Here is a 17,857-nt window from a genome sequence, read left to right on the forward strand (position 1 = left end):
CCACCCGCGCGCGTCGTGGTTTCTAAGCGCACCGGCTGGCGACGCCATCTCTGTCCCCCAGTCGAGGTTCATGGTGCCGCTGCAACCGCGGCGAAAATCGAATTCACGATGAAACGGCTGCGCAGCGCTGATTGACGGCCTCTTCGAGGACCGGGGAGTGCCAGGCGGAACGTTTGTGGCGCGCCGAGCATTGGAATGCTGCGGGCCACCTTTTCCCCTCCAATCATCCCCACGGCCTGCCGACTTCCCCTCGGCGGGCCGCCCCCTGCGAGCGAGATGCTGATTATGAATCGCGCTGAAGAAAACCTCATGGCGTGGCTTCGCGACGCCCACGCAATGGAAGAACACGACGTGACCATGCTGAACAGTCTGGCAAGCCGGACCGGTGACTACCCGGATGTGAGGGCGCGGCTCGAACAGCATCTGCTCGAGACGCGGAGGCAGGCTGAAGCGCTGGAAGGATGCATTCTACGCCGGGGCGGCGACACTTCAACCTTGAAGGATCTGGCCGGTAAGATGATCGCTTTTGGCCAAGGCATGAGCGGCATGTTTGCCGACGATGAAATCGTGAAGGGCGCGATGGCGAGCTACGCGTTTGAGCACATGGAGGTTGCAGCCTACCGAGTGCTGATCGTCGCGGCCGAAACCGCCGGCGACGCGCACACGAAAGCAGTTTGCGAACGCATCTTGAAGGAAGAACTTTCGATGGCGTCCGATCTGGAAGCTCATTTGCCAGACTTGGCGCGCGAATATTTGAGGCGCTCCCAGGTGAGACGTTCCCAGGCCAGGTGAAGCCTAGATATGTCGTGCAAGACAATTCAACATGGGTCGGAGGCCCCGGATAATCCCCGGGGGGGCGGCGGGATGTTCCTAATTTAAGCCCAACAATGGCTGCGAACAAAAAAGTCCGCGCCTCGAGAACGCGACACTCCGACTTCGTCCGTCGTGCGCTGGCGGCGGCGTGTAGCCAACGGAGTATACTGCTTTGCCCTGCCACAGATGGGAACGAAGGGCGGTTGCCAATGCTGTGCGGATGCGGCGGTTATCGGGCGGATCACAATCGTGGCCGCCCGCTGTCACCTCACAACCTACCGGCATCACGGCTAAACAGCATCCCGCTCACGCCGCGCGGCAACCGGAGCATCTTGCGACCGCATGGTGCCCGGCTCGGCCGTTGCGCGCACTGCGCCATGCGGAAGTTGCAGCACGATGGCGATCTGGCCTTCGACCAGACGGGTGAGCAGCACGATCTCGCCGTTGGCGAATTCGAGCGCGTCGTGATGCGCCGTCGGCTTGTCGAGCGCGACCTGGCGGAAACGCGCCACCCGCTCGCCGATCCGACGCTTCGGCATCAAGGGAAAGTTCGCCCTTGACCTCGCGGTCGAACGCAATTTCCGTCCCCGGAAGCAGGCAAATCACGACGGCGGGCTCACCAATTTCGGTGAAGCCGCGCGTCATCGATGTGGGGAACCGGGTCGTCACCAGTCGCTGGCCGGCGGCGGCGGGACGAGACGCAACGTGCTGCAAGCTGTAATCGCACATCAGAAGCCTCCATCGTGAGCCAGCCGCGGTCGGGGTCGGAAGCCGGCGCTCACGCCGCGCGCTGATCGGCTGGACGTGCCACTACTTCTCTGGCGGCTGCAATCCCGGCGAGTTTGCCTACGCGTCGATCTTTGCCGTCGGCCTCAGCCACCTCGTGTATCACTAGGCCGGCATAGATCGCCCGGCAGTTCTCCAAAAATATCCATCTCGTTATCCTTCATTGTTGAAACACGCGTCGCCGCATCACCCCGATCAAGCCTCCCTAATGGAACCGAACCCTAGGAACGATTGGTCGGCGGAGTATGTTGTCTGCGCGGCGGTATTGTTGCCGACCAGAAGGAGAGACTTCCATGAAGAGGATCGCGATTGCGTTCTTGGCTGGCTCCGGCGCTCTGCTCGCACACAGCGCCATGGCCGCCGACATTTCCACGACGGGGCCCTCGCCTATTGGCATAAGCGAACCTGGTATTGAGCAAGTCCGGCTCGTTTGTGATGACTTCGGGCGATGCTATCGAACAAGACCGCGGCGAGTGATCATCGACGAGGACGCCTACGATGACGGCCCACGTGAGCGCTATATCGAGCGCCGGCATTATGACGAGGGGCCGCACATCGGCGTGTATGGCGCTCCCCGGTTCGGTGCTCCAAGCATTAGCATTGGCGTCGACGACGATCGCTGGTAGGCGCGAGAAGCGGAACTAGCGGCAATTAGCAAACAACCGCCGGCTTCAACCGGCGGGCCATTCATCAAGCGCCGACGCTGCACGCGTCTTCCACCGGAACGTTCGCGCCCGAGCCGAGTTTATGCACAACACGGGAATGGACTGTGTGACAAACAGGAGCGTCAAAAATGAATTTGAAATTATTGGCTGCGGCCGCCATCATCGCTGCTTTCTCGGCTCCCGCGTTCGCGGCGAACTCATACTATGTCGTGCAAGATTCCACGACGAAGAAATGTACAGTCGCACATGAAAAGCCAATGACAACTACATCTGTGGTGGTTAGCCCGGCTGGCAAGGTCTATACGACAGAGGCCGATGCCGAAGCCGCTATGAAGACAATTACTGCTTGTGAAAGCAAGTAAGTCCTTGGTGTTTTTTGGTGGCCGGGAAGTCATCCGGCCACCTGAATTCTTGAGGTCGAGGCTCCCCTGGCGGCGCTGGCCATTTGATAAAGCCACTCGACCCTTTTCGAAACCGACTCTTAGGGTCTGGACTCATAACCAGTAACTGACAGCCGCAGCGATGCAGACGGCTGCGAGGAAATTGATTGCGAGACGATCGTATCTGGTTGCGATGCGACGGAAGTCCTTCAGGCGACAGAACATGCGCTCGATCGCGTTGCGGCTTCGATAGAGGACGGGCGAGAAGCAATTCTTCCAGCGTCGGTTCGCCTTGGGCGGGATGTTCGGCATCGCACCCTTTCCCTCGACCTGTCGGCGGATGGCATCGCTGTCATAACCCTTGTCGCCGTGCAGGATCGCGGAACGTGGCATCTCTTCGAGCAGAACCGCTCCGGCGGTGCAGTCGGCTATCTGACCCCCGGTCAACAAGAACGCGACGGGACGACACTCGGCGTCGGTCAGAGCATGGATCTTCGTGGTCCGCCCGCCGCGCGATCGGCCGATGGCCTGCTGATGTTCCCCCCTTTGCCGCCAGATGCGCATCGATGCGCCTTCACGGCCGAGCTATCGATCAGGACCTGCGCAGGAGGTCCGCCGGCCGTTGCGAGTGCGTGGAATATGTCTACCCATACGCCCTTCGCTGCCCAGCGGACGAAGCGATTGTAGAGTGTTTTGCGCGGACCATAGACCTCCGGCGCATCGATCCAGCGTCCACCGGACTTCAGCACCTGGATGATGCCGCTGATGACCCGCCGATCATCGACCCGTGGCTTGCCGCGCGTATCGTTAGGCAGAAGCGGCTTGAGCCGAGCAAACTGATCCTTCGTTAGCCAAAAGTAATCGCGACTCATGAGGGGCCTCCTGTCGGAGACCGTGAATCACAAACTCAGCGCAGAAGGAATCATTTTATGGGTCCCGACCCTAGAAAGGATCATGCCGGTTGTAATCTCGCACTGCTTGATACAATCGCCCGGGAGGGTTCCGCAGCAGAAAGAAATCCGCGAGAGGATCCGTCAGAGGGTGATTTCGATCTGAATCTGCTCGACTTCTGCGTGCATTGCGGAGTGGGGACACCCGTCGCAACATTTCCGAGCACAGGCGCCGAGCGCTTCCTTGATGATAGTCTTGATGGTCCGGGCACATCGCCCACATTCCGCGCTGCACCCAAGACATCCGTAAACCTGTTTGGGTGAACGCCGCAGATCGTCTGCTGCGGTCACGGCGGAACGGACGTCGTGATCGGTCAACACGTTACAGGAACAAACGATCATGAAGACGGAATCCAATTACGACACGCGGACACGGGCCAGATATTGTTAGACCGTGTCGCGAAACGCAAAGGGAAATCCGCCTCTTTCAAGCTATTCCAAACTATCGGTAAGTCCGAATACCGGTCGCGATTTGATCCCTCCGCTCTGGGGTCTCTGGCCGGTCAATGGGGCGACCTTTACGGTTGTTCTTGATGAGCTTGTGACCGGCTCCCGGGCGTCCCCCTGGTTATGCAGCCGAGAACTCCCGTCAGTGAGCGTGTGAGCTTCGTGCTGAGAGGCAAAGGATCGTTGAACGCTGCGAGAGGTGACCTCCGAGGCAAATGTTCTTCCAAGGTTTCAGCAGTGGGGCACGATAGGCGAGCTGTTCGGCCTTACTTCGGTGGACGGCGTCCGGGACTGTCAGGATTTCCGTGTGAGAGCGGGGCGGTTAAACATTACGCTGCCATGGCCTTGATGAAGCGTTCGCCGAAGATAACGGCGAACTGAGCCTTGGCTATGGACCACTCACGCGGCGGCATTTTCCACTCTTTCTCGGACCTGTTCAAGATCAGATAGAGAAGCTTGGTGGCGGCTTCGTCATTGGGGAAGTGCCCTCTGGCCCTGACGGCCCGCCTGAGTTTTGAGTTCAGCGCCTCGATCGCGTTGGTAACCGGTATGAGATTCTTGGTGCCGATGTCCGGCTGCGGTTTCGTGATCGCGGCGTATGGTGCGACCATCCGGGACAGAGGCACCGGGAGCACGAAGTGCGGGCAGGCCGATCTTGCACGTTGAGCTGCGAGCTCGTGTTAGTAGATGGCCGCCTCTGCGACTCGCCCGGTTGCGCTGAGAGCGCGGATCCGTAGTTGTCGTGTCGCCCGCTGCTCCCCCTCTGATTATCGAGAGGAGACAGGAATGCGACGTGTAATCGGAATTGATACCCACCGTACCTTTGGGGAAGTAGTAATCTGGGAAGATGGTCGACTGCGACACATGGGTCGGGTCGATATGACGCGAACTGCGCTGGAAGGCTTCGGCAAAACGCTTCTGACCACCGACGAGGTGGTCATCGAGGCTACCGGTAACTGCATGGCGGTCTCTCGGGTGCTGTCACCGTTCGTGAAGCGGGTAGTGATCGCCAATCCACTGCAGGTGAAGGCGATCGCGCACGCCCATGTGAAAACCGACAAGATCGACGCCGGCACGCTGGCCAACTTGTATGCAGCCGGCTACCTGCCGGAGATCTGGACACCCGATGCTGTCACGGAGCGGATGCGCCGCCTGGTGGCGCGACGCTACCAGGTTGTCCGGCATCGGACCCGAATCAAGAACGAGGTGCACTCGATCCTCTATGCTCACCTGATTCCGCAGTGCCCTCATGCCGACCTGTTCGGGCGGCTCGGTCGTGCCTGGCTCATCCGACAGCAGGTGCCGGATGACGAGCGCGCCGCGATCGAGCGTCATATCCGGGAACTGGATCGGTTGGGAGAGGATCTCGGCGTGCTTGACCGGGAGATCGCTGAGGGCGCCCTCAGCGATACGGCGATCGAACGGCTGCTCACAATCACTGGCGTCAATCTCACGGTGGCCGCCGGGCTAGTGGCGGCGATCGGCGATATAGGCCGCTTTTCCAACCCCCAAAAGCTGGTGAGTTACTTCGGCCTGAACCCACGCGTGCGCCAGTCGGGGCTTGGGGCAGCCCATCACGGGCGGATCAGCAAGGTCGGACGCAGTCATGCCCGCGCGATGCTGGTGGAAGCCGCCTGGGCAGCCGCCAAGACGCCAGGCCCACTCCATGCCTTCTTCGTCCGCGTCCGGGCCAGGCGGGGCCATCAGGTCGCTGCCGTTGCAGTGGCGCGCAAGCTGACCGTCCTGTGCTGGCATATGCTGACGAAAGAAACGAACTACCTCTGGGCACGCCCCAGTCTCGTTGCCCACAAAATGCGCGGCATGGAGTTGCAAGCCGGCCGACCGCAGAAGAAAGGCAACACGCGCGGCCCCGCCTACGCCTACAACGTCAAGAAACTCCGGAACCAGGAAATGCGCGTCGCCGAACAGGCACAGAAGGGCTACGAGCACTTTGTCGAAGCCTGGCGCCCGCGCCCGCCAAAAAAGGCGCGCGGGCGCCTCAATCCGGCAAGGCTCGAATAAGGCTGCCCGGCAGCGCTTTCAGCCGATGCACCGCGCTCCGCCACGAGGTCGCCCACGCAGCAAAATAATATCACGACCGGAAAGAAACTGCTTGTCGATCTCATCCGTCGTATAGATATATCCGGCGTACGGCCTCCGGGAAGGCAAAGACGGGGACGACCTCGCTCCATACGCGCCGCCAGCTCTGACCGATCGCCGGATAGCGCTGCCCCCATTCGCTGGCTTCAAAGGCCGTCAGCGCCTGCTCGGCGGCTTTGGCGTCAACGGCGCGATAGATGCCCTTCAGGGCCTGACGAGCGGCTTGTGGTCTTTCCAGGACACCAAGTCCATGGAGTTGCGTAGCAGGTGGACAATGGGGTCATTGAGAAAGCCGAGTTTTGGCGGGAATGCTGAGCGAGCGCCCGAAGGCATCACCTCTCGCCAAAATCCGTGCCGGCGCCCACGCCCATCAGGCGACGATCATGAACGATGCCGAGCAGGAAACCGGCCAGCATCAGGCGAACCGCAACCTCAGGATCGATGCCCGGTCGACCGTTGTCGAGGCAATATAGATCGGAGAGGTCGTTCCGGAGCCAGGAGAGATCGAGCACGCCGTCTACCCGAACCAGAACGTGCTCGTCGGGAATGAGTTGTCGGAGCGAGCCGGAAATGAACAGCTCTAGTTAGTCCCGTTCCTTGCGACCCAGCATGCCGACCCCCAATCGCGATCAGATCGAGAGAATCACGCGAAGACAGGTTTTTCAACGACCCCACAATGCAGGTCTGGACCACGGCTTCGGGGAATACGGCGGTGATGGCATCGGGGAAGCCCTTGAGGCCATCGACGACGGCGAGCATGATATCCTCAGTGCCGCGGTTCCGATCTCGTTCATGACTCGCAGCCAGAACTCGGCGCCTTCATTCTGCTCGACCCACATGCCGAGCACTTCCTTGCCGCCATTGGCGCGCACGCCCAACGCAATGTGGATCGCCTTGGAGCGGACCATGCCCTCGTCGCGGATCTTCACCCGGATTGCATCGAAGAAGACCAGCGGATAGGCGGGATCGAGCGGGTGTTGCTGCCAGGCCGCGACTTCCTCGAGCACGGCGTCGGTGACGGTCGATATCAGGTTCCGGCGAGACGTCGATGACGTAGAGTTCCCGCAATCTCCCGCGTGCTCATGCCGCGCGCGTACATCGATACAACTCCGTGATGTACGTGCGGAACGTCTACTCGCACACGATAGACAGGCTGGACTTCCGCGCGTCCTGCCTCGACATCTTCAACGGGGCGCTCATCGGCGGCGACCCCATATCGAACAACGTCTATACCCTCTTCTCGGGCTTCGATGACGACGAGGCCCCGATTGAGAACTACTGGCAGGACGGGCAGCTCAACCTCGGCACCGACCGCTCAAACGGGCGCACTATATGCGCGTGACCAGCCTCATCATGAAGGACCAGAGCATCAAGGTATCGTTGGTGCTCGACGATGGCCAGCCGGTGGAGGCCTTCACCATCGAGGGCGATGGCGCCTATGTCGACCAGGGCATCAACACCACCATCGGCAGCGAGACTATCGGCTCCCATCTGGTCGGCGGCGGGGGCGAGGCGACTGCCCACCCCTTCGACGTGAGCTTCGAGATACACACGGACAAGTTTCAGCACATCAGCGCGCGCTTTCTGAAAGACGCGATGAACAACCAGGACGCGAAGGCCCAGGGGGGACGAAGGACAATCCGTGCATCCTCTTTGACGTGGTGACCGAGCTCCAGACCAACGACCTGCTAATCGCCGACTTCGGGCAGCTCTACAACCAAACGCGCACAAAGGACGAGGCCACGCTCAAGCGGGTTTCGAACTTCGTGACGAACAACCGCATCCGCGTTGAGGCGCATACGGCCCTTACGCCGATGCGCGGGCGCCTCTACCAGCAGCATCGCCCTGACTTCATCCTCAGGGACGACCTCGAAAACGCCGTCACGGCGGACAGTCCAGCCATCACCGAGAAGATCATCCGGCTTCTCGACGAGGCAAAAGGCGGCATGGCCGGGCGCGGGGTGTCGCTTACTCTCGGAAATTTCATACTCGAAGCGGGAGTCATGGGCTACGTGCGCAAAGCCGTGAATGGATCGGGCGGACGGGCGCGCTTCATCCCAATCGTGAACCGGCAGGGAGAGCCGGCCTGGCCCGACAAATACGTCAAAACCGACGCTGACGCTGCCGCCGTCAACGCCGATATCGCGGACCCGAGCAAACGCAAGATATCGTTTGAAGGAAAGCGGCGCGAGCTGAACGCCGGAGGGCGGCGCGTCTACGAGGTCGAAATGCTTCTCGATCCAGTCGCGGCCGGTTCCCCATTTTTCGACCGCCCAACGATCGAGCGGCTTATCGCGCAGTGCGTTAAGCCGACGGGCGAGAAAGCGGGCCTTTTCCTTTGGCAGGAATACAACCCCTCGCATCGCTACGCGATAGGGACTGACACCGGCAAAGGCAACGGCAACGACCATAGCACGTCCGTCCTCATAGACTTCTCGACGATCCCGGCCCGGAAGGTCGGGTCCTACGCGAACAATCTCATTCCCGCGGACCAGTTCGCCTACGAGCTTAAACGGCAGGCCGACCTCTTCGGTTCCTGCCTCATCGCGCCTGAGAAGAACAGCGAGAGCGGCGGCTCGTGCCTCACGACGCTCAAGATGATCTATGACGCGAGCCTGATCTACCGGCAGGTGCCGCTGGACCGCTTAACCGCCAACACGTGCAGCAATCAAGTATTTACCGCAGCTACGGCGGCGGGCGTGTTCATATGCTCAACCGTCTCGAACGCGATGCTCACGAATTCGACCATATCGGGTGTTGCCCTGGGCGGCACGCTCAATGCACTCACCGCCACCGACAGCACGCTCACCTTCTCGGGCAGCTACAACGGCTCGCCCGCGCGCCATCGGCATCAATCTTGCCAACACGAATACGTGGACCGCCTTACAGTGCTGGCTTTCACCGCTGGCCAGGCGCTCGCGTATCTCCGCCAGCTGCTTGGTATTGAGCTTGGGCCGTCTGCCCATCTTCACGCCGCGTGCCCTCGCCTGCCGGCGGCCCTCGCTGGTGCGTTTGTGAATGCGCTCGCGCTCATCCTCGGCCATGGCGGAAAACAGCGCCATGAACCCTTTGCCCGAGCACGCGGATAGTGGCACCGGCATCAATGACGGACTTAATGATGTGCAGACCCGAATAAGGAATTAATTCGATCATTTGACGCCGCCGATGATGGCAGCGACGCGGCGGGAACGTTGGTCCACGATGACAAGTTCGTCGCCGGCGATAACATACTTATCTCCCGAAAATCCTTTCAATGCTTTGGGCACTTCAGGCGGTAGATCCGCCAGCGGAGTCTGTTCTGCCACTGAAGCGCCTATCATCAACTCGAAGTTCGGGCGCGCGACCGTTGGCGGATGGCCAGAGGCAAAAATCGCGCGCAGCGTCGCACGTTGCGCGTCATCTATGTTGATCGGCTCAGAGGTTTTGATAGCGCTGGCGTGGCCACCAGATGCACGTTCCTCAATTCCGGGATTTTGCTTCGCGGTCTCCCCGCCTCCGGGATTTTGCTTGGCGGCGATGCTCGTGGATTGGCTCTGCGCCGGAATGGCATTGCCCGCATTAGTTGCTGGGGTATGGACGTCTGAGCCGGTGGAAGGTGTTGCTAAAAGCTCTTTGCTGCGCTGGAACCAAGAAAAGGCGAACCAAGCTCCAACCAGCAGTATGAGGGCCACAACGGCAGCGCGATTCAGGAGCTTGCGGGAGCCTTCTTCGCTGTGCGGGAAATCTATCATTACTGTGCCTTTCACGGATTCTGGGGACCAATTCTGAACTGTTATATTCGTTCCCAGAGTGATCGCTCGTACCCTGGAGCGAAGACGACGCGGCAACTTTTTTACAACGAAAGACACGCGTGAGGTCCGATCATGCAGGCAAAAGCAGCGCAAACCGGGTCGGTAGTTGACGAGTCGTCGTCGGCACTGACAATTTCACCTGAGAAGGTGTGCTTCATCGTTATCAAGTCGTGATTCAAGATCGGGATGATCCCCGAAGCAAGAAAAGTTCGCCTTTCGAGGAAAGATCACAACGTGCTTGAGGCGCGTTGTCGCTCACCGGTGACGTTGCAGCGCGATTTGAAGCGAGCGCGGATAGTTCTGTTGGCGGCGGACGGGCGCAGCACGCTGAGCCTCTTGGACTCACGTATCGCCCATTCTGTAACGACTCCCGCACTGAGCCCCTGAATCCTCCGCCTTGCCGCAATACTCCGTGCCGCCGTCCGTCAGCACCCGGCATAGCACAATGCCGTGCTCCTCGACCTGATCGTTCAGAATCTCAGCCGCGGTGATGGGCGTCTTGCGGTCGCAGAGCGTGGCATTGATGAAAGTCTGTTGAAAAATTCGGCCGAAACCAGGCTTTACCGCGACGGACCCACACGCGTCGTTGCCGTACAGCGACCAACTTAGACTCAAACAATGTTGAGCCTCCATGGTTAAATGGGTGAAAGCCCGTCGCTCAAGCCCCGCAAAGCGCCGCCACAACTAACATGCGCGAACGTGGGGGCAACTGCCGGGCTTACGACCCAGCGCCTGGTCGAGCGCCGCCACGCTCTAACCAGCTTGCCCGTCGGAGCGCGCGCGACGGGTTTGGAAACGTTGTGGTTTTCTTTGACCTTTTTCATTTTTCAATCCATGCGCTGTCTTTTTTTAAGTGTGATCTTTCTGCGCTGGAAGAAACGCCAGAGCGAAGCAATGCCGGCCGATATTCCACGACGTTTCAACAGGTCTCGCAACTCGGCGAGCGTGATATCCGGCTTCGCTGTCACCGCGTCCAAAATCAATTGTGAATGTGCTTCGATGCGCTGCGATTTGCGGTCTCCGCCCTGGCGTTTAGGAACGATGTCGCCAACTTCCTTGAGGCGAGTGCGCCAGCGGATCGCGCTGGCCGCGCTGACACCATAACGCTCGGCGGCCTGTCGACAGGACAAGCCACCGTCAATCGCGGCCACCACCCTTTGGCGAAGATCAACGGAAAGCGCCTTGGTCATGCATGCTGACCTCCTTCGCCAGCATGCAACTTGAATCTGACTCGCACCGTTTTGGGAATCCCCACCGATTCATTCCGGTCGGAAAATGCTCTAAAGGAGACCTGTGCGCGGGTAGTTCTGGACGCGGCGCGTTGCTTTTGATTCCATCCGTTTGAGCAACGGATTGAGGTTTGCAATGGGGCGCCGTCGGATTGGTCAGGAGACATTTTCATTTTCGGCGGCGGGTGACCGCCCGCGCTCATCGCTGGATGAGCTTTCGAACCTGATCGATTGGACGGCGATCGAGCGCCATGTGAGCTTAATTTCCTGCGCGGCCAAGGGCGAGCCGGCGTGGCCGCCTCTCGCGTTGTTCAAGGCGATGCTGCTGGCAGTCTGGTACGATTTGTCTGATGTGAAGCTCGCCGAAGCGCTGGACGATCGAGCTTCCTTTCGGCGGTTCTGCGGGTTTTCAGCTTCGGAGCCAACGCCCGAACGCACGGCCTTCGTTCGTTTCCGCAAGGCCCTTGTAGATCATAAGCTGGACAAGCCCCTGTTCGAGGCGATCACCGGCCATTGAAGGCCAAAGGGGCAAGACCGGCACGCTTGTCGATGCGACGTTCATCGCATCGGCCAGCGAAGATGATGGCGAGGCGCATTGGGTCAAACACAAGGGCAAACCGGCTGTTCATGGCTTTAAGGCCCATGTTGGCGCCGATGCCGATACGGCGCTTGTAGAACAAATCGCCGTCACGCCCGCCAACATCAACGATGGCAAGGCCGGCCCCGCAGCACTGCCCGACAATCCCGGCGAAGTATTTGCCGACAGCGCCTATCGGGGAAACCATTTCGGCGATGCCGTCCGCGCCAGGGGCGGCACACCGCGCATTGTCGCCACCGGCATGTGGGGGCGCGATGAAGCCGAAACGCTGGCGCGCCTTGCTGCCTGGAACCAACCCATTCATCGGATACGAGGTCGGATCGAGAAGATCTTCGGCACCTGGAAGCGAAGCTACGGGCTGCGCCGAATGCGATGGCGAGGACTGGCCAAGGCCGCCGCTCAGATTCGTCTCACCGCGATCGCCTACAACCTCAGGCGCACCTTGACGATCATCGCAGCGGCTTGACGATCACCGCTACAATATGCGCGGCGGGCCTCATCACATGACGAGGCCTTGTGTCAGCTCCATCCAAAAACCGTCAATACTCTTGCACAGCCCAAACTGCCCAGAAATCAAGCGTCCAGAACTACCCGCGCACAGGTCTCCTAAATCCGGCTGGTGCAAACGTTCTGCAAACGTTCTATGTGCGATCTGAAAACACCCCCGGCCAGCCTGACGCGCAAATCAAGCTTCGGAACAATACCGCTGTGCATCCGTTGGACCTGAATCAACGTCACATGCACTCAACCGCTCTACCGCGTCGGGACTGCCCTTCAATATCTTGAAGATCGTGCTCTTGCCGTCCCGCCAGAAACGGATATTGAAGCGCCGCCGCCCCAGCCGCAGATCGGTGAGCGTCACGTCCGTCAACCAATCAGGCAAGGCTGGGTCGACGTACAGCTTGCCGCGCGGCGCATCCTGTTGGAGGCCCAGCATGGCCTGTAGCAGCATGAAGGGGGCTCCCGCCGCCCAAGCCTGCGGAACGTTGGCGCCGAGATACTGCACGGGGAAGCTCGTGGGGTCGCGCTGCAGCCCGGCAAATAGCTCAGGCAATTGATTCAGCAGGAAATGGCTGGCGGCGCCGCTGATGTCGCGCGCCACCGCGGCGGCCTCGGCAGCAAAACCGTAGCGCCGCATACCCAATGCGATCAGAGAGTTGTCATGCGGCCATACCGCGCCGGTCTGATAATTGTAAGGATTGAACGAGGGATGGTCCGATGACAGCGTACGGATTCCCCAGCCGCTCCACATATCCTTTCGCATCAGCCGCTTCACCACGATGCCGGCTCGTTCGGGCGCGATGATGCCGGACCATAGGCACTGCCCGACATTCGATGCCACTGACATCACCTTTTTCTTGTTGCCGTCCAGTGCATAGGCGTAGAACTGAGATTGCTCGTTCCAAAATATCTCGTTGAACTTCCTGAACAGCACTGCCGCCTTCTTGCGTAGCGCGTTGGCACGCCGCTTGTTGTCCAGTTCGTCGTAGATCTCGGCCATGCGCAGCCATGCGTCGTAGACGTAGCCCTGCAACTCACACAGGGCCTTCGGCCCGCGCACCAGCGTGCCGTCGGGATACATCACCGCGTCGCCGGAATCCTTCCAAGCCATGTTCTCGTAGCCGGCTGGCGAGCGTGTCTGATATTCCTGAAAACCATCGCCGTCGCGATCACCGTATTTGTCGATCCAGGTCAGGCAGGCTTCGGCATTTGGCAGGTACCGTTCGATCAACGCGCGGTCGCCGCTGGCTCGCCACGCTCCATGCAGCGCGATCAGATAGAGGGGCGTTGCGTCCGCCGTGCCGTAGTACGGCGTGTGCGGGATCAACTTGAAATGCGCGAGTTCGCCATAACGAAGCTCGTGCAGGATTTTGCCCGGCTCAGCGTCGCGGTAGTCGTCGCGCTGCGTCGCTTGATATTGCGCCAGAATCTCGAGCGTCCCGGCGGCGAATTCCGGATAGACGATCATCGTCTGCAGCGAGACTATAAGGGTGTCGCGGCCGAACAGCGCCACGAACCATGGCAACCCGGCAGCGGGAACGAACACCATGTGATCCGTGTCTTTTAGTGGTAAGCGCAAGGCGGCCATGTCCTGCACGCCTTGACTGAAACAGCGGTAGAATTCCTCGTTGCTGGTGTCGATTTTCAGAACCGTCCGCCGCCATTTGTCCATGTTTCCGGCATGTTCCGATGTCGTGCCGGAATGACTGCATTTCCGCGGCGCCCGGATGTGTTTCGTGCCGTCCACCAGGTCGTAGATCAGGCAGCGATGCCAGGCTTGCCCGGCTTTCAGAATGACATCGAAGCTCAGGCGCCCGTTGGCATTCACCGCCGGCTCGCCGTCTCCCTCGCCAGTGCGGACCATGACTTCGCGGCAAAAGTCCTTGTTGCGGTAGGTGATGCGAAGGATCCCTCGCTTCGCCGACCAGGAGGTGACGGTGCGGCCGCGGCGTACGATATTGTCGCCCTTCACCTCGAAGACGTCGGCGAAATCAGCCCGGATTGCGATCTCGAGGTTGAAACGAACCGGCTTCTGACTGTTATTGGTGATGTCGAGATCTTCGTGCAGGCCGCCATCGATATGACGGCCGATCACAAGACCCAGCGTCCGCGCCGCGATCGGCCCGTCTTTTGTCACAAAGCCGCGATTGGTGAGTAAAACGCGTGCCACGTGCGGCGCAGCGCCGCCGCCGTTCAACAGCTCCCAGCGCTCGCCGTTGGCATAGATTCCCCAGGCACTGATGACCCTGGTGTCGCGGAAATACAACCCGCGCTTGCTGGGCCAGTTTATCTGTCCATCCGGCTCGGTCACCAGCACTGTCTGCCCCTGATGAATGGCGATCTGCGCCGGACCTACCTGAACCTTGAATGACATCGGCGATTCACTTTCCGGGAGCGATTGCTCGTCCGGCATTCTGATCAACAGGCGATGACCTGAATGGTTCAACAACCCGGAAGCTTCAAACTGGCAGTCCTTGCGGCGATGGAACCTGACGAAGTGCAGGCGCTTCGCCTTGTTAATCTGCGTATTTCCCAGGCCTAGTATCGGCCAATTGGTACCACAGGAGCGCTTGCAATCACGGCGACCGCGGCGATGCTCAGAAAGGCAGTCTTCTCGCCCGCGGGCTGCCAGACCAATCCGCTCAGCAGTCTTTCACATCAGCCGGTGCGGCAATAGCTCCAGCAAAGCTCGAACCGAGAGTGAAGAAGACTACGGACATGCAAGCCTAATTGAACTTTAATCAATCGGATGCGGCTTTCTTCTCGGATCGTTGATTCAACGACTTCTCGGCCTGCGAGAGGTTGTGTGCGGTATTGATAAGCGAAATATGTGAAAACGCCTGGGGAAAATTTCCGACCAGGCAGCGATGATCGGGGTCGTATTCCTCCGACAGCAAGCCAAGGTCATTACGGAGGGCGAGCAACCGTTCGAATAATGCCTCAGCATCCGCAATACGCCCCAACATCTGGTAGGCGTCGGCAAGCCAGAAGCTGCATGCCAGGAACATGCCTTCCCCCGGCGGAAGGCCGTCATCAGTTCGACCGGTGTCGTAACGCCGAACAAAACCATCAACCAGCAAGTCCCGCTCGATGGCTTCGACAGTGGCACGCACGCGACGATCCGTCGGCGGCAGAAAGCCTATCGAGCACATTAGCAGAAGGCTGGCATCCAGCTCCTTGCCGCCATAGGCTTGAACGAAATGTCCCAGATCGGGATCACACCCGTTAGCGCAAACGTCACGGTGAATATCATCCCGGATGCGACGCCAGTCCTCGACAGGACACGGAAGATCGAATTCTTGCGAGCTCTTGATTCCTCGGTCGAACGCAACCCACGCCATCATCTTCGAATATGTGAAATGACGGGGTTCACCGCGAATTTCCCAAATGCCAGAGTCAGGCTGTTGCCAGATCGAAGCCAAGTATTGAAGGAGGGCACACTCCATGTCCCAAGTCGGTTCGCTCGCCGGAAGACCGCCGCGCCGCGCCTGATAAAGCGCATCCATTAGCTCGCCGAATACATCAAGTTGCAACTGGTCGTGAGCGGCATTGCCGACGCGCACGGGCTTTGAATCTCCGAAACCGCGCAGCCACGGCACCTCCCATTCCCACAGCCGCCGCTCGCCCGCCACGCCGTACATAATCTGGAGCTGATTGGGGTTGCCGGCGACCGCCCGGACTAGCCAGTCACGCCAGGCGCTGGCCTCCTGAAAGTATCCCGAGCCCATCAACGCCAGCAAAGTGAGCGTCGCATCGCGCAGCCAGCAAAACCGGTAATCCCAGTTGCGGCTGGCGCCGATCTTTTCCGGCAACGAGGTCGTCGGCGCCGCTACAATGCCGCCGGTCGGTGAAAAGGTCAGCGCCTTTAGCGTGATCAGCGAACGCAGAGCTGCTTCCGACCACTTGCTAGTTCCCTGGTAAGTGGATGACCACTTGCGCCAGAACTGTTCGGTGTTGGCAAGTGCGCTGAAAGGATCCGGCAATGCCGGAACTGGCAAATAGGAGGGCGCATGGGTCAAGACGAAGGGCACCCGGTCACCGGCCGCCACCGTAAAGTCGCCGATGGTTTTCATGTCTTTGCCGCGAACGGAAACCGGCGTGCGGAGCAGAAGCATGTTTGGTCCGGCAGTGGCACGCAGGACACCATTTTCTAATCGGCTGACCCAAGGGATCGCGCGACCATAATCGAAACGGATCACGAGTTCGCTTCGCATTCTGACGCGGCCTTCAATACCGACCACAATTCGTATCACGTCGGACGCTTGGCCTTTTGGCGGCATGAAATCGATCAGGCGGACACTTCCTTCGGCATTCGTGAAGGTGGTCTCGAGGATGAGCGTGCCCTCACGATATCGCCTGTCAGTGACTTCGGACGGCGCTCGCGGAGCGATCTGCCATCGGCCGTCCTTTGGCTCACCGAGCAGCGCCGCAAAACAGCTATCGGAATCGAAGCGCGGCAGACACAGCCAGTCGATCGATCCGTTTCGTGCAATAAAGGCCGCAGCTTCGCAATCACCGATCATTCCGTAGTCTGCGATACCATCGGCCAAGGATTGCGCTCTCTATCGGAAGATGACTTTGCCGGTGACTCTCAGGCACGCCGTGAGCTGGCGATAGCGACCAAACCCGCAACGCCCGCAATCAACGCACAAGCAATCCCGACCCGAAGGCGAACCGGATCAAAGCCCATCACATCGCGGCGGGCGGAGCGGTCGAAACGCCCGTGGACCCCAGGGTCACATGGAACGGGTTCAAACAAATTGTCTTTTCGATCCGGCGAGGCCAATTCCGCTGTCATCTGCCCACTGTAACCTTCGCTCGCAAGGATCCGGTCACCTAGCAAGGGCAGCAACATTGCGCCAAAAATGGCCTTTAGCGCCGATCTGCCGATCCAGAGTTCACGGGGAGCCTCAAGCGCGGCGCGCACGATCTCTTTTGCTATGGCTTCCGGCTGATAGATTGGGGGCACCGGCTGCAATTTGCGCGGCATCCGCGAGCGAGCCCAATCGAACTGCGGCGTATTGACGGCCGGCAGTTGGACCATGGTCAGGCGAATGCGGCTTCGCTCGTGATCGAGTTCACTGCGCAGCGCATCGGTGAAGCCGCGAATGGCGAACTTGGCCCCGCAATAGGCCGACTGTAACGGGATGGCGCGATAGCTCAGCGCGGAGCCCACCTGAACGATCGTGCCCCGGTTGCGGGGCCGCATGTGCTTGAGCGCGGCCATCGTGCCATAGACCTGTCCGAGGTAAGTGACTTCGGTGACCCGGCGAAACTCGTCCGGTATGATCTCCTCGACCGGCGCAAAGATCGTAACCATTGCGTCATTGACCCAGACGTCGATACGCCCCCACTCTGCCATCACCTGATCTGCCGCAGCAAACACCGCGCCGGCATCCGCGACATCCAGTGGCAGCACGAGAGCGTGACCTCCAGCCGCTTCCACGTCCCGTCGCGCGCCCTCGAGGCCTTCTTTCCCGCGCGCGATCAAGGCCACGTTCCAGCCTTTTTGCGCGAACGCGATTGCCACGGCGCGGCCGACGCCGGCGGATGCGCCGGTAACGACCACTGTGCTTCGGTTGGACATCTGGCTACCT

15 protein-coding genes and 9 pseudogenes are annotated in these 17,857 nt (G+C 60.0%); 9 read left to right on the plus strand and 15 right to left on the minus strand.

Features of this window, described 5'->3' with window-relative positions:
• The first annotated feature begins 285 nt into the window (after positions 1 to 285).
• Positions 286 to 792 carry a ferritin-like domain-containing protein gene (locus NHAM_RS21295; RefSeq protein ID WP_011504950.1) on the plus strand — a complete coding sequence of 169 codons (507 nt, stop codon included), beginning with the start codon at positions 286 to 288 and terminating at the stop codon, positions 790 to 792.
• Positions 793 to 1,103: 311 nt separating this feature from the next.
• On the opposite strand, the pseudogene NHAM_RS29480 reads toward NHAM_RS21295, so the two are convergent.
• Positions 1,104 to 1,542: pseudogene (locus NHAM_RS29480) on the minus strand (hypothetical protein).
• Positions 1,543 to 1,892: 350 nt separating this feature from the next.
• Here NHAM_RS29480 and NHAM_RS21305 point away from each other — a divergent pair.
• Together NHAM_RS21305 and NHAM_RS21310 are read left to right on the plus strand one after the other, a co-directional pair.
• Positions 1,893 to 2,225, plus strand: a complete 333-nt coding sequence (locus tag NHAM_RS21305) for a hypothetical protein (protein WP_041359424.1) — start codon at positions 1,893 to 1,895, stop codon at positions 2,223 to 2,225.
• 167 nt (positions 2,226 to 2,392) lie between these two features.
• Positions 2,393 to 2,626 (plus strand): hypothetical protein, encoded by a 234-nt coding sequence (locus NHAM_RS21310; RefSeq protein WP_011504948.1) that lies wholly within the window; start codon positions 2,393 to 2,395, stop codon positions 2,624 to 2,626.
• 132 nt (positions 2,627 to 2,758) lie between these two features.
• On the opposite strand, the pseudogene NHAM_RS25645 reads toward NHAM_RS21310, so the two are convergent.
• The 3 genes and pseudogenes from NHAM_RS25645 to NHAM_RS21330 all read right to left on the minus strand — a co-directional run.
• Positions 2,759 to 3,516, minus strand: a pseudogene (locus tag NHAM_RS25645) (IS5 family transposase).
• A 162-nt stretch (positions 3,517 to 3,678) separates the two neighbouring features.
• Positions 3,679 to 3,936, minus strand: coding sequence for a (2Fe-2S)-binding protein (locus tag NHAM_RS25650; RefSeq protein ID WP_011504947.1), 258 nt, complete (start codon positions 3,934 to 3,936; stop codon positions 3,679 to 3,681).
• A 434-nt stretch (positions 3,937 to 4,370) separates the two neighbouring features.
• A pseudogene (locus NHAM_RS21330) lies at positions 4,371 to 4,592 on the minus strand (transposase); the annotation flags it as partial.
• Between the two features lie 253 nt (positions 4,593 to 4,845).
• Between NHAM_RS21330 and NHAM_RS21335 the strand changes: the two are divergent.
• Positions 4,846 to 6,063 (plus strand): IS110 family transposase, encoded by a 1,218-nt coding sequence (locus NHAM_RS21335; protein WP_198137033.1) that lies wholly within the window; start codon positions 4,846 to 4,848, stop codon positions 6,061 to 6,063.
• A 51-nt stretch (positions 6,064 to 6,114) separates the two neighbouring features.
• Here the strand turns inward: NHAM_RS21335 and NHAM_RS25655 are convergent.
• From NHAM_RS25655 to NHAM_RS21340, 3 pseudogenes are all read right to left on the minus strand, one after another.
• Positions 6,115 to 6,471: pseudogene (locus NHAM_RS25655) on the minus strand (transposase); the annotation flags it as partial.
• Between the two features lie 38 nt (positions 6,472 to 6,509).
• Positions 6,510 to 6,719, minus strand: a pseudogene (locus NHAM_RS25660) (IS5/IS1182 family transposase); the annotation flags it as partial.
• Positions 6,720 to 6,798: 79 nt separating this feature from the next.
• Positions 6,799 to 7,249 (minus strand): annotated as a pseudogene (locus NHAM_RS21340) (IS256 family transposase); the annotation flags it as partial.
• 3 nt (positions 7,250 to 7,252) lie between these two features.
• On the opposite strand from NHAM_RS21340, the gene NHAM_RS27185 reads away from it, so the two are divergent.
• Together NHAM_RS27185 and NHAM_RS27190 are read left to right on the plus strand one after the other, a co-directional pair.
• On the plus strand, positions 7,253 to 7,483 hold the full coding sequence (locus NHAM_RS27185; RefSeq protein WP_157043819.1) for a hypothetical protein: 231 nt from the start codon (positions 7,253 to 7,255) through the stop codon (positions 7,481 to 7,483).
• A complete protein-coding gene (locus NHAM_RS27190) occupies positions 7,474 to 7,806 on the plus strand; it encodes a hypothetical protein (RefSeq protein ID WP_041359432.1) in 333 nt (110 codons plus the stop codon). The genes NHAM_RS27185 and NHAM_RS27190 overlap by 10 nt, the downstream gene beginning before the upstream one ends.
• A 23-nt stretch (positions 7,807 to 7,829) precedes the next feature.
• Here NHAM_RS27190 and NHAM_RS27195 read toward each other — a convergent pair whose 3' ends face one another.
• The 3 genes from NHAM_RS27195 to NHAM_RS21360 all read right to left on the minus strand — a co-directional run bounded on the left by NHAM_RS27195 (position 7,830) and on the right by NHAM_RS21360 (position 9,872).
• The gene (locus tag NHAM_RS27195; RefSeq protein ID WP_157043820.1) at positions 7,830 to 8,552 is read right to left on the minus strand and encodes a hypothetical protein; all 723 of its coding nucleotides are present in this window, start codon (positions 8,550 to 8,552) and stop codon (positions 7,830 to 7,832) included.
• 300 nt (positions 8,553 to 8,852) lie between these two features.
• A complete protein-coding gene (locus tag NHAM_RS27200) occupies positions 8,853 to 9,242 on the minus strand; it encodes a recombinase family protein (protein WP_157043821.1) in 390 nt (129 codons plus the stop codon).
• 48 nt (positions 9,243 to 9,290) lie between these two features.
• Complete coding sequence (locus NHAM_RS21360) at positions 9,291 to 9,872, minus strand: DUF1236 domain-containing protein (protein ID WP_041359435.1); 582 nt, start codon at positions 9,870 to 9,872, stop codon at positions 9,291 to 9,293.
• A 246-nt stretch (positions 9,873 to 10,118) separates the two neighbouring features.
• Between NHAM_RS21360 and NHAM_RS27205 the strand changes: the two are divergent.
• A pseudogene (locus NHAM_RS27205) lies at positions 10,119 to 10,268 on the plus strand (IS630 family transposase); the annotation flags it as partial.
• A gap of 54 nt (positions 10,269 to 10,322) precedes the next feature.
• On the opposite strand, the pseudogene NHAM_RS28630 reads toward NHAM_RS27205, so the two are convergent.
• Both NHAM_RS28630 and NHAM_RS21370 read right to left on the minus strand, forming a co-directional pair.
• Positions 10,323 to 10,487, minus strand: a pseudogene (locus NHAM_RS28630) (IS481 family transposase); the annotation flags it as partial.
• A gap of 287 nt (positions 10,488 to 10,774) precedes the next feature.
• Positions 10,775 to 11,122, minus strand: a pseudogene (locus NHAM_RS21370) (IS630 transposase-related protein); the annotation flags it as partial.
• A 175-nt stretch (positions 11,123 to 11,297) separates the two neighbouring features.
• On the opposite strand from NHAM_RS21370, the gene NHAM_RS28635 reads away from it, so the two are divergent.
• Positions 11,298 to 11,678, plus strand: a complete 381-nt coding sequence (locus tag NHAM_RS28635; RefSeq protein WP_086008377.1) for a transposase — start codon at positions 11,298 to 11,300, stop codon at positions 11,676 to 11,678.
• Between the two features lie 43 nt (positions 11,679 to 11,721).
• On the plus strand, positions 11,722 to 12,225 hold the full coding sequence (locus NHAM_RS28640; protein ID WP_086008378.1) for a transposase: 504 nt from the start codon (positions 11,722 to 11,724) through the stop codon (positions 12,223 to 12,225).
• A gap of 219 nt (positions 12,226 to 12,444) precedes the next feature.
• Here the strand turns inward: NHAM_RS28640 and NHAM_RS21380 are convergent, their stop codons facing one another.
• The 3 genes from NHAM_RS21380 to NHAM_RS21390 form a co-directional block, all read right to left on the minus strand.
• The gene (locus NHAM_RS21380) at positions 12,445 to 14,634 is read right to left on the minus strand and encodes an amylo-alpha-1,6-glucosidase (RefSeq protein WP_011504942.1); all 2,190 of its coding nucleotides are present in this window, start codon (positions 14,632 to 14,634) and stop codon (positions 12,445 to 12,447) included.
• Between the two features lie 367 nt (positions 14,635 to 15,001).
• On the minus strand, positions 15,002 to 16,783 hold the full coding sequence (locus tag NHAM_RS21385; protein ID WP_011504941.1) for a glycoside hydrolase family 15 protein: 1,782 nt from the start codon (positions 16,781 to 16,783) through the stop codon (positions 15,002 to 15,004).
• 68 nt (positions 16,784 to 16,851) lie between these two features.
• Positions 16,852 to 17,847, minus strand: coding sequence for an SDR family oxidoreductase (locus NHAM_RS21390; RefSeq protein ID WP_011504940.1), 996 nt, complete (start codon positions 17,845 to 17,847; stop codon positions 16,852 to 16,854).
• Positions 17,848 to 17,857: the final 10 nt, after the last annotated feature.

Origin of the sequence: Nitrobacter hamburgensis X14 (assembly GCF_000013885.1) — a bacterium.
Lineage (GTDB): Bacteria > Pseudomonadota > Alphaproteobacteria > Rhizobiales > Xanthobacteraceae > Nitrobacter > Nitrobacter hamburgensis.

Bases quoted from the DNA above. Each gene is read 5' to 3' on its own strand.
- NHAM_RS21295 (WP_011504950.1), top strand. From the start codon at position 286: ATGAATCGCGCTGAAGAAAACCTCATGGCGTGGCTTCGCGACGCCCAC.
- NHAM_RS21305 (WP_041359424.1), top strand. From the start codon at position 1,893: ATGAAGAGGATCGCGATTGCGTTCTTGGCTGGCTCCGGCGCTCTGCTC.
- NHAM_RS21310 (WP_011504948.1), top strand. From the start codon at position 2,393: ATGAATTTGAAATTATTGGCTGCGGCCGCCATCATCGCTGCTTTCTCG.
- NHAM_RS25650 (WP_011504947.1), bottom strand. From the start codon at position 3,936: ATGATCGTTTGTTCCTGTAACGTGTTGACCGATCACGACGTCCGTTCC.
- NHAM_RS27190 (WP_041359432.1), top strand. From the start codon at position 7,474: ATGCGCGTGACCAGCCTCATCATGAAGGACCAGAGCATCAAGGTATCG.
- NHAM_RS27195 (WP_157043820.1), bottom strand. From the start codon at position 8,552: ATGGTCGTTGCCGTTGCCTTTGCCGGTGTCAGTCCCTATCGCGTAGCG.
- NHAM_RS27200 (WP_157043821.1), bottom strand. From the start codon at position 9,242: ATGCCGGTGCCACTATCCGCGTGCTCGGGCAAAGGGTTCATGGCGCTG.
- NHAM_RS21360 (WP_041359435.1), bottom strand. From the start codon at position 9,872: ATGATAGATTTCCCGCACAGCGAAGAAGGCTCCCGCAAGCTCCTGAAT.
- NHAM_RS28635 (WP_086008377.1), top strand. From the start codon at position 11,298: ATGGGGCGCCGTCGGATTGGTCAGGAGACATTTTCATTTTCGGCGGCG.
- NHAM_RS21380 (WP_011504942.1), bottom strand. From the start codon at position 14,634: ATGTCATTCAAGGTTCAGGTAGGTCCGGCGCAGATCGCCATTCATCAG.
- NHAM_RS21385 (WP_011504941.1), bottom strand. From the start codon at position 16,783: ATGATCGGTGATTGCGAAGCTGCGGCCTTTATTGCACGAAACGGATCG.
- NHAM_RS21390 (WP_011504940.1), bottom strand. From the start codon at position 17,847: ATGTCCAACCGAAGCACAGTGGTCGTTACCGGCGCATCCGCCGGCGTC.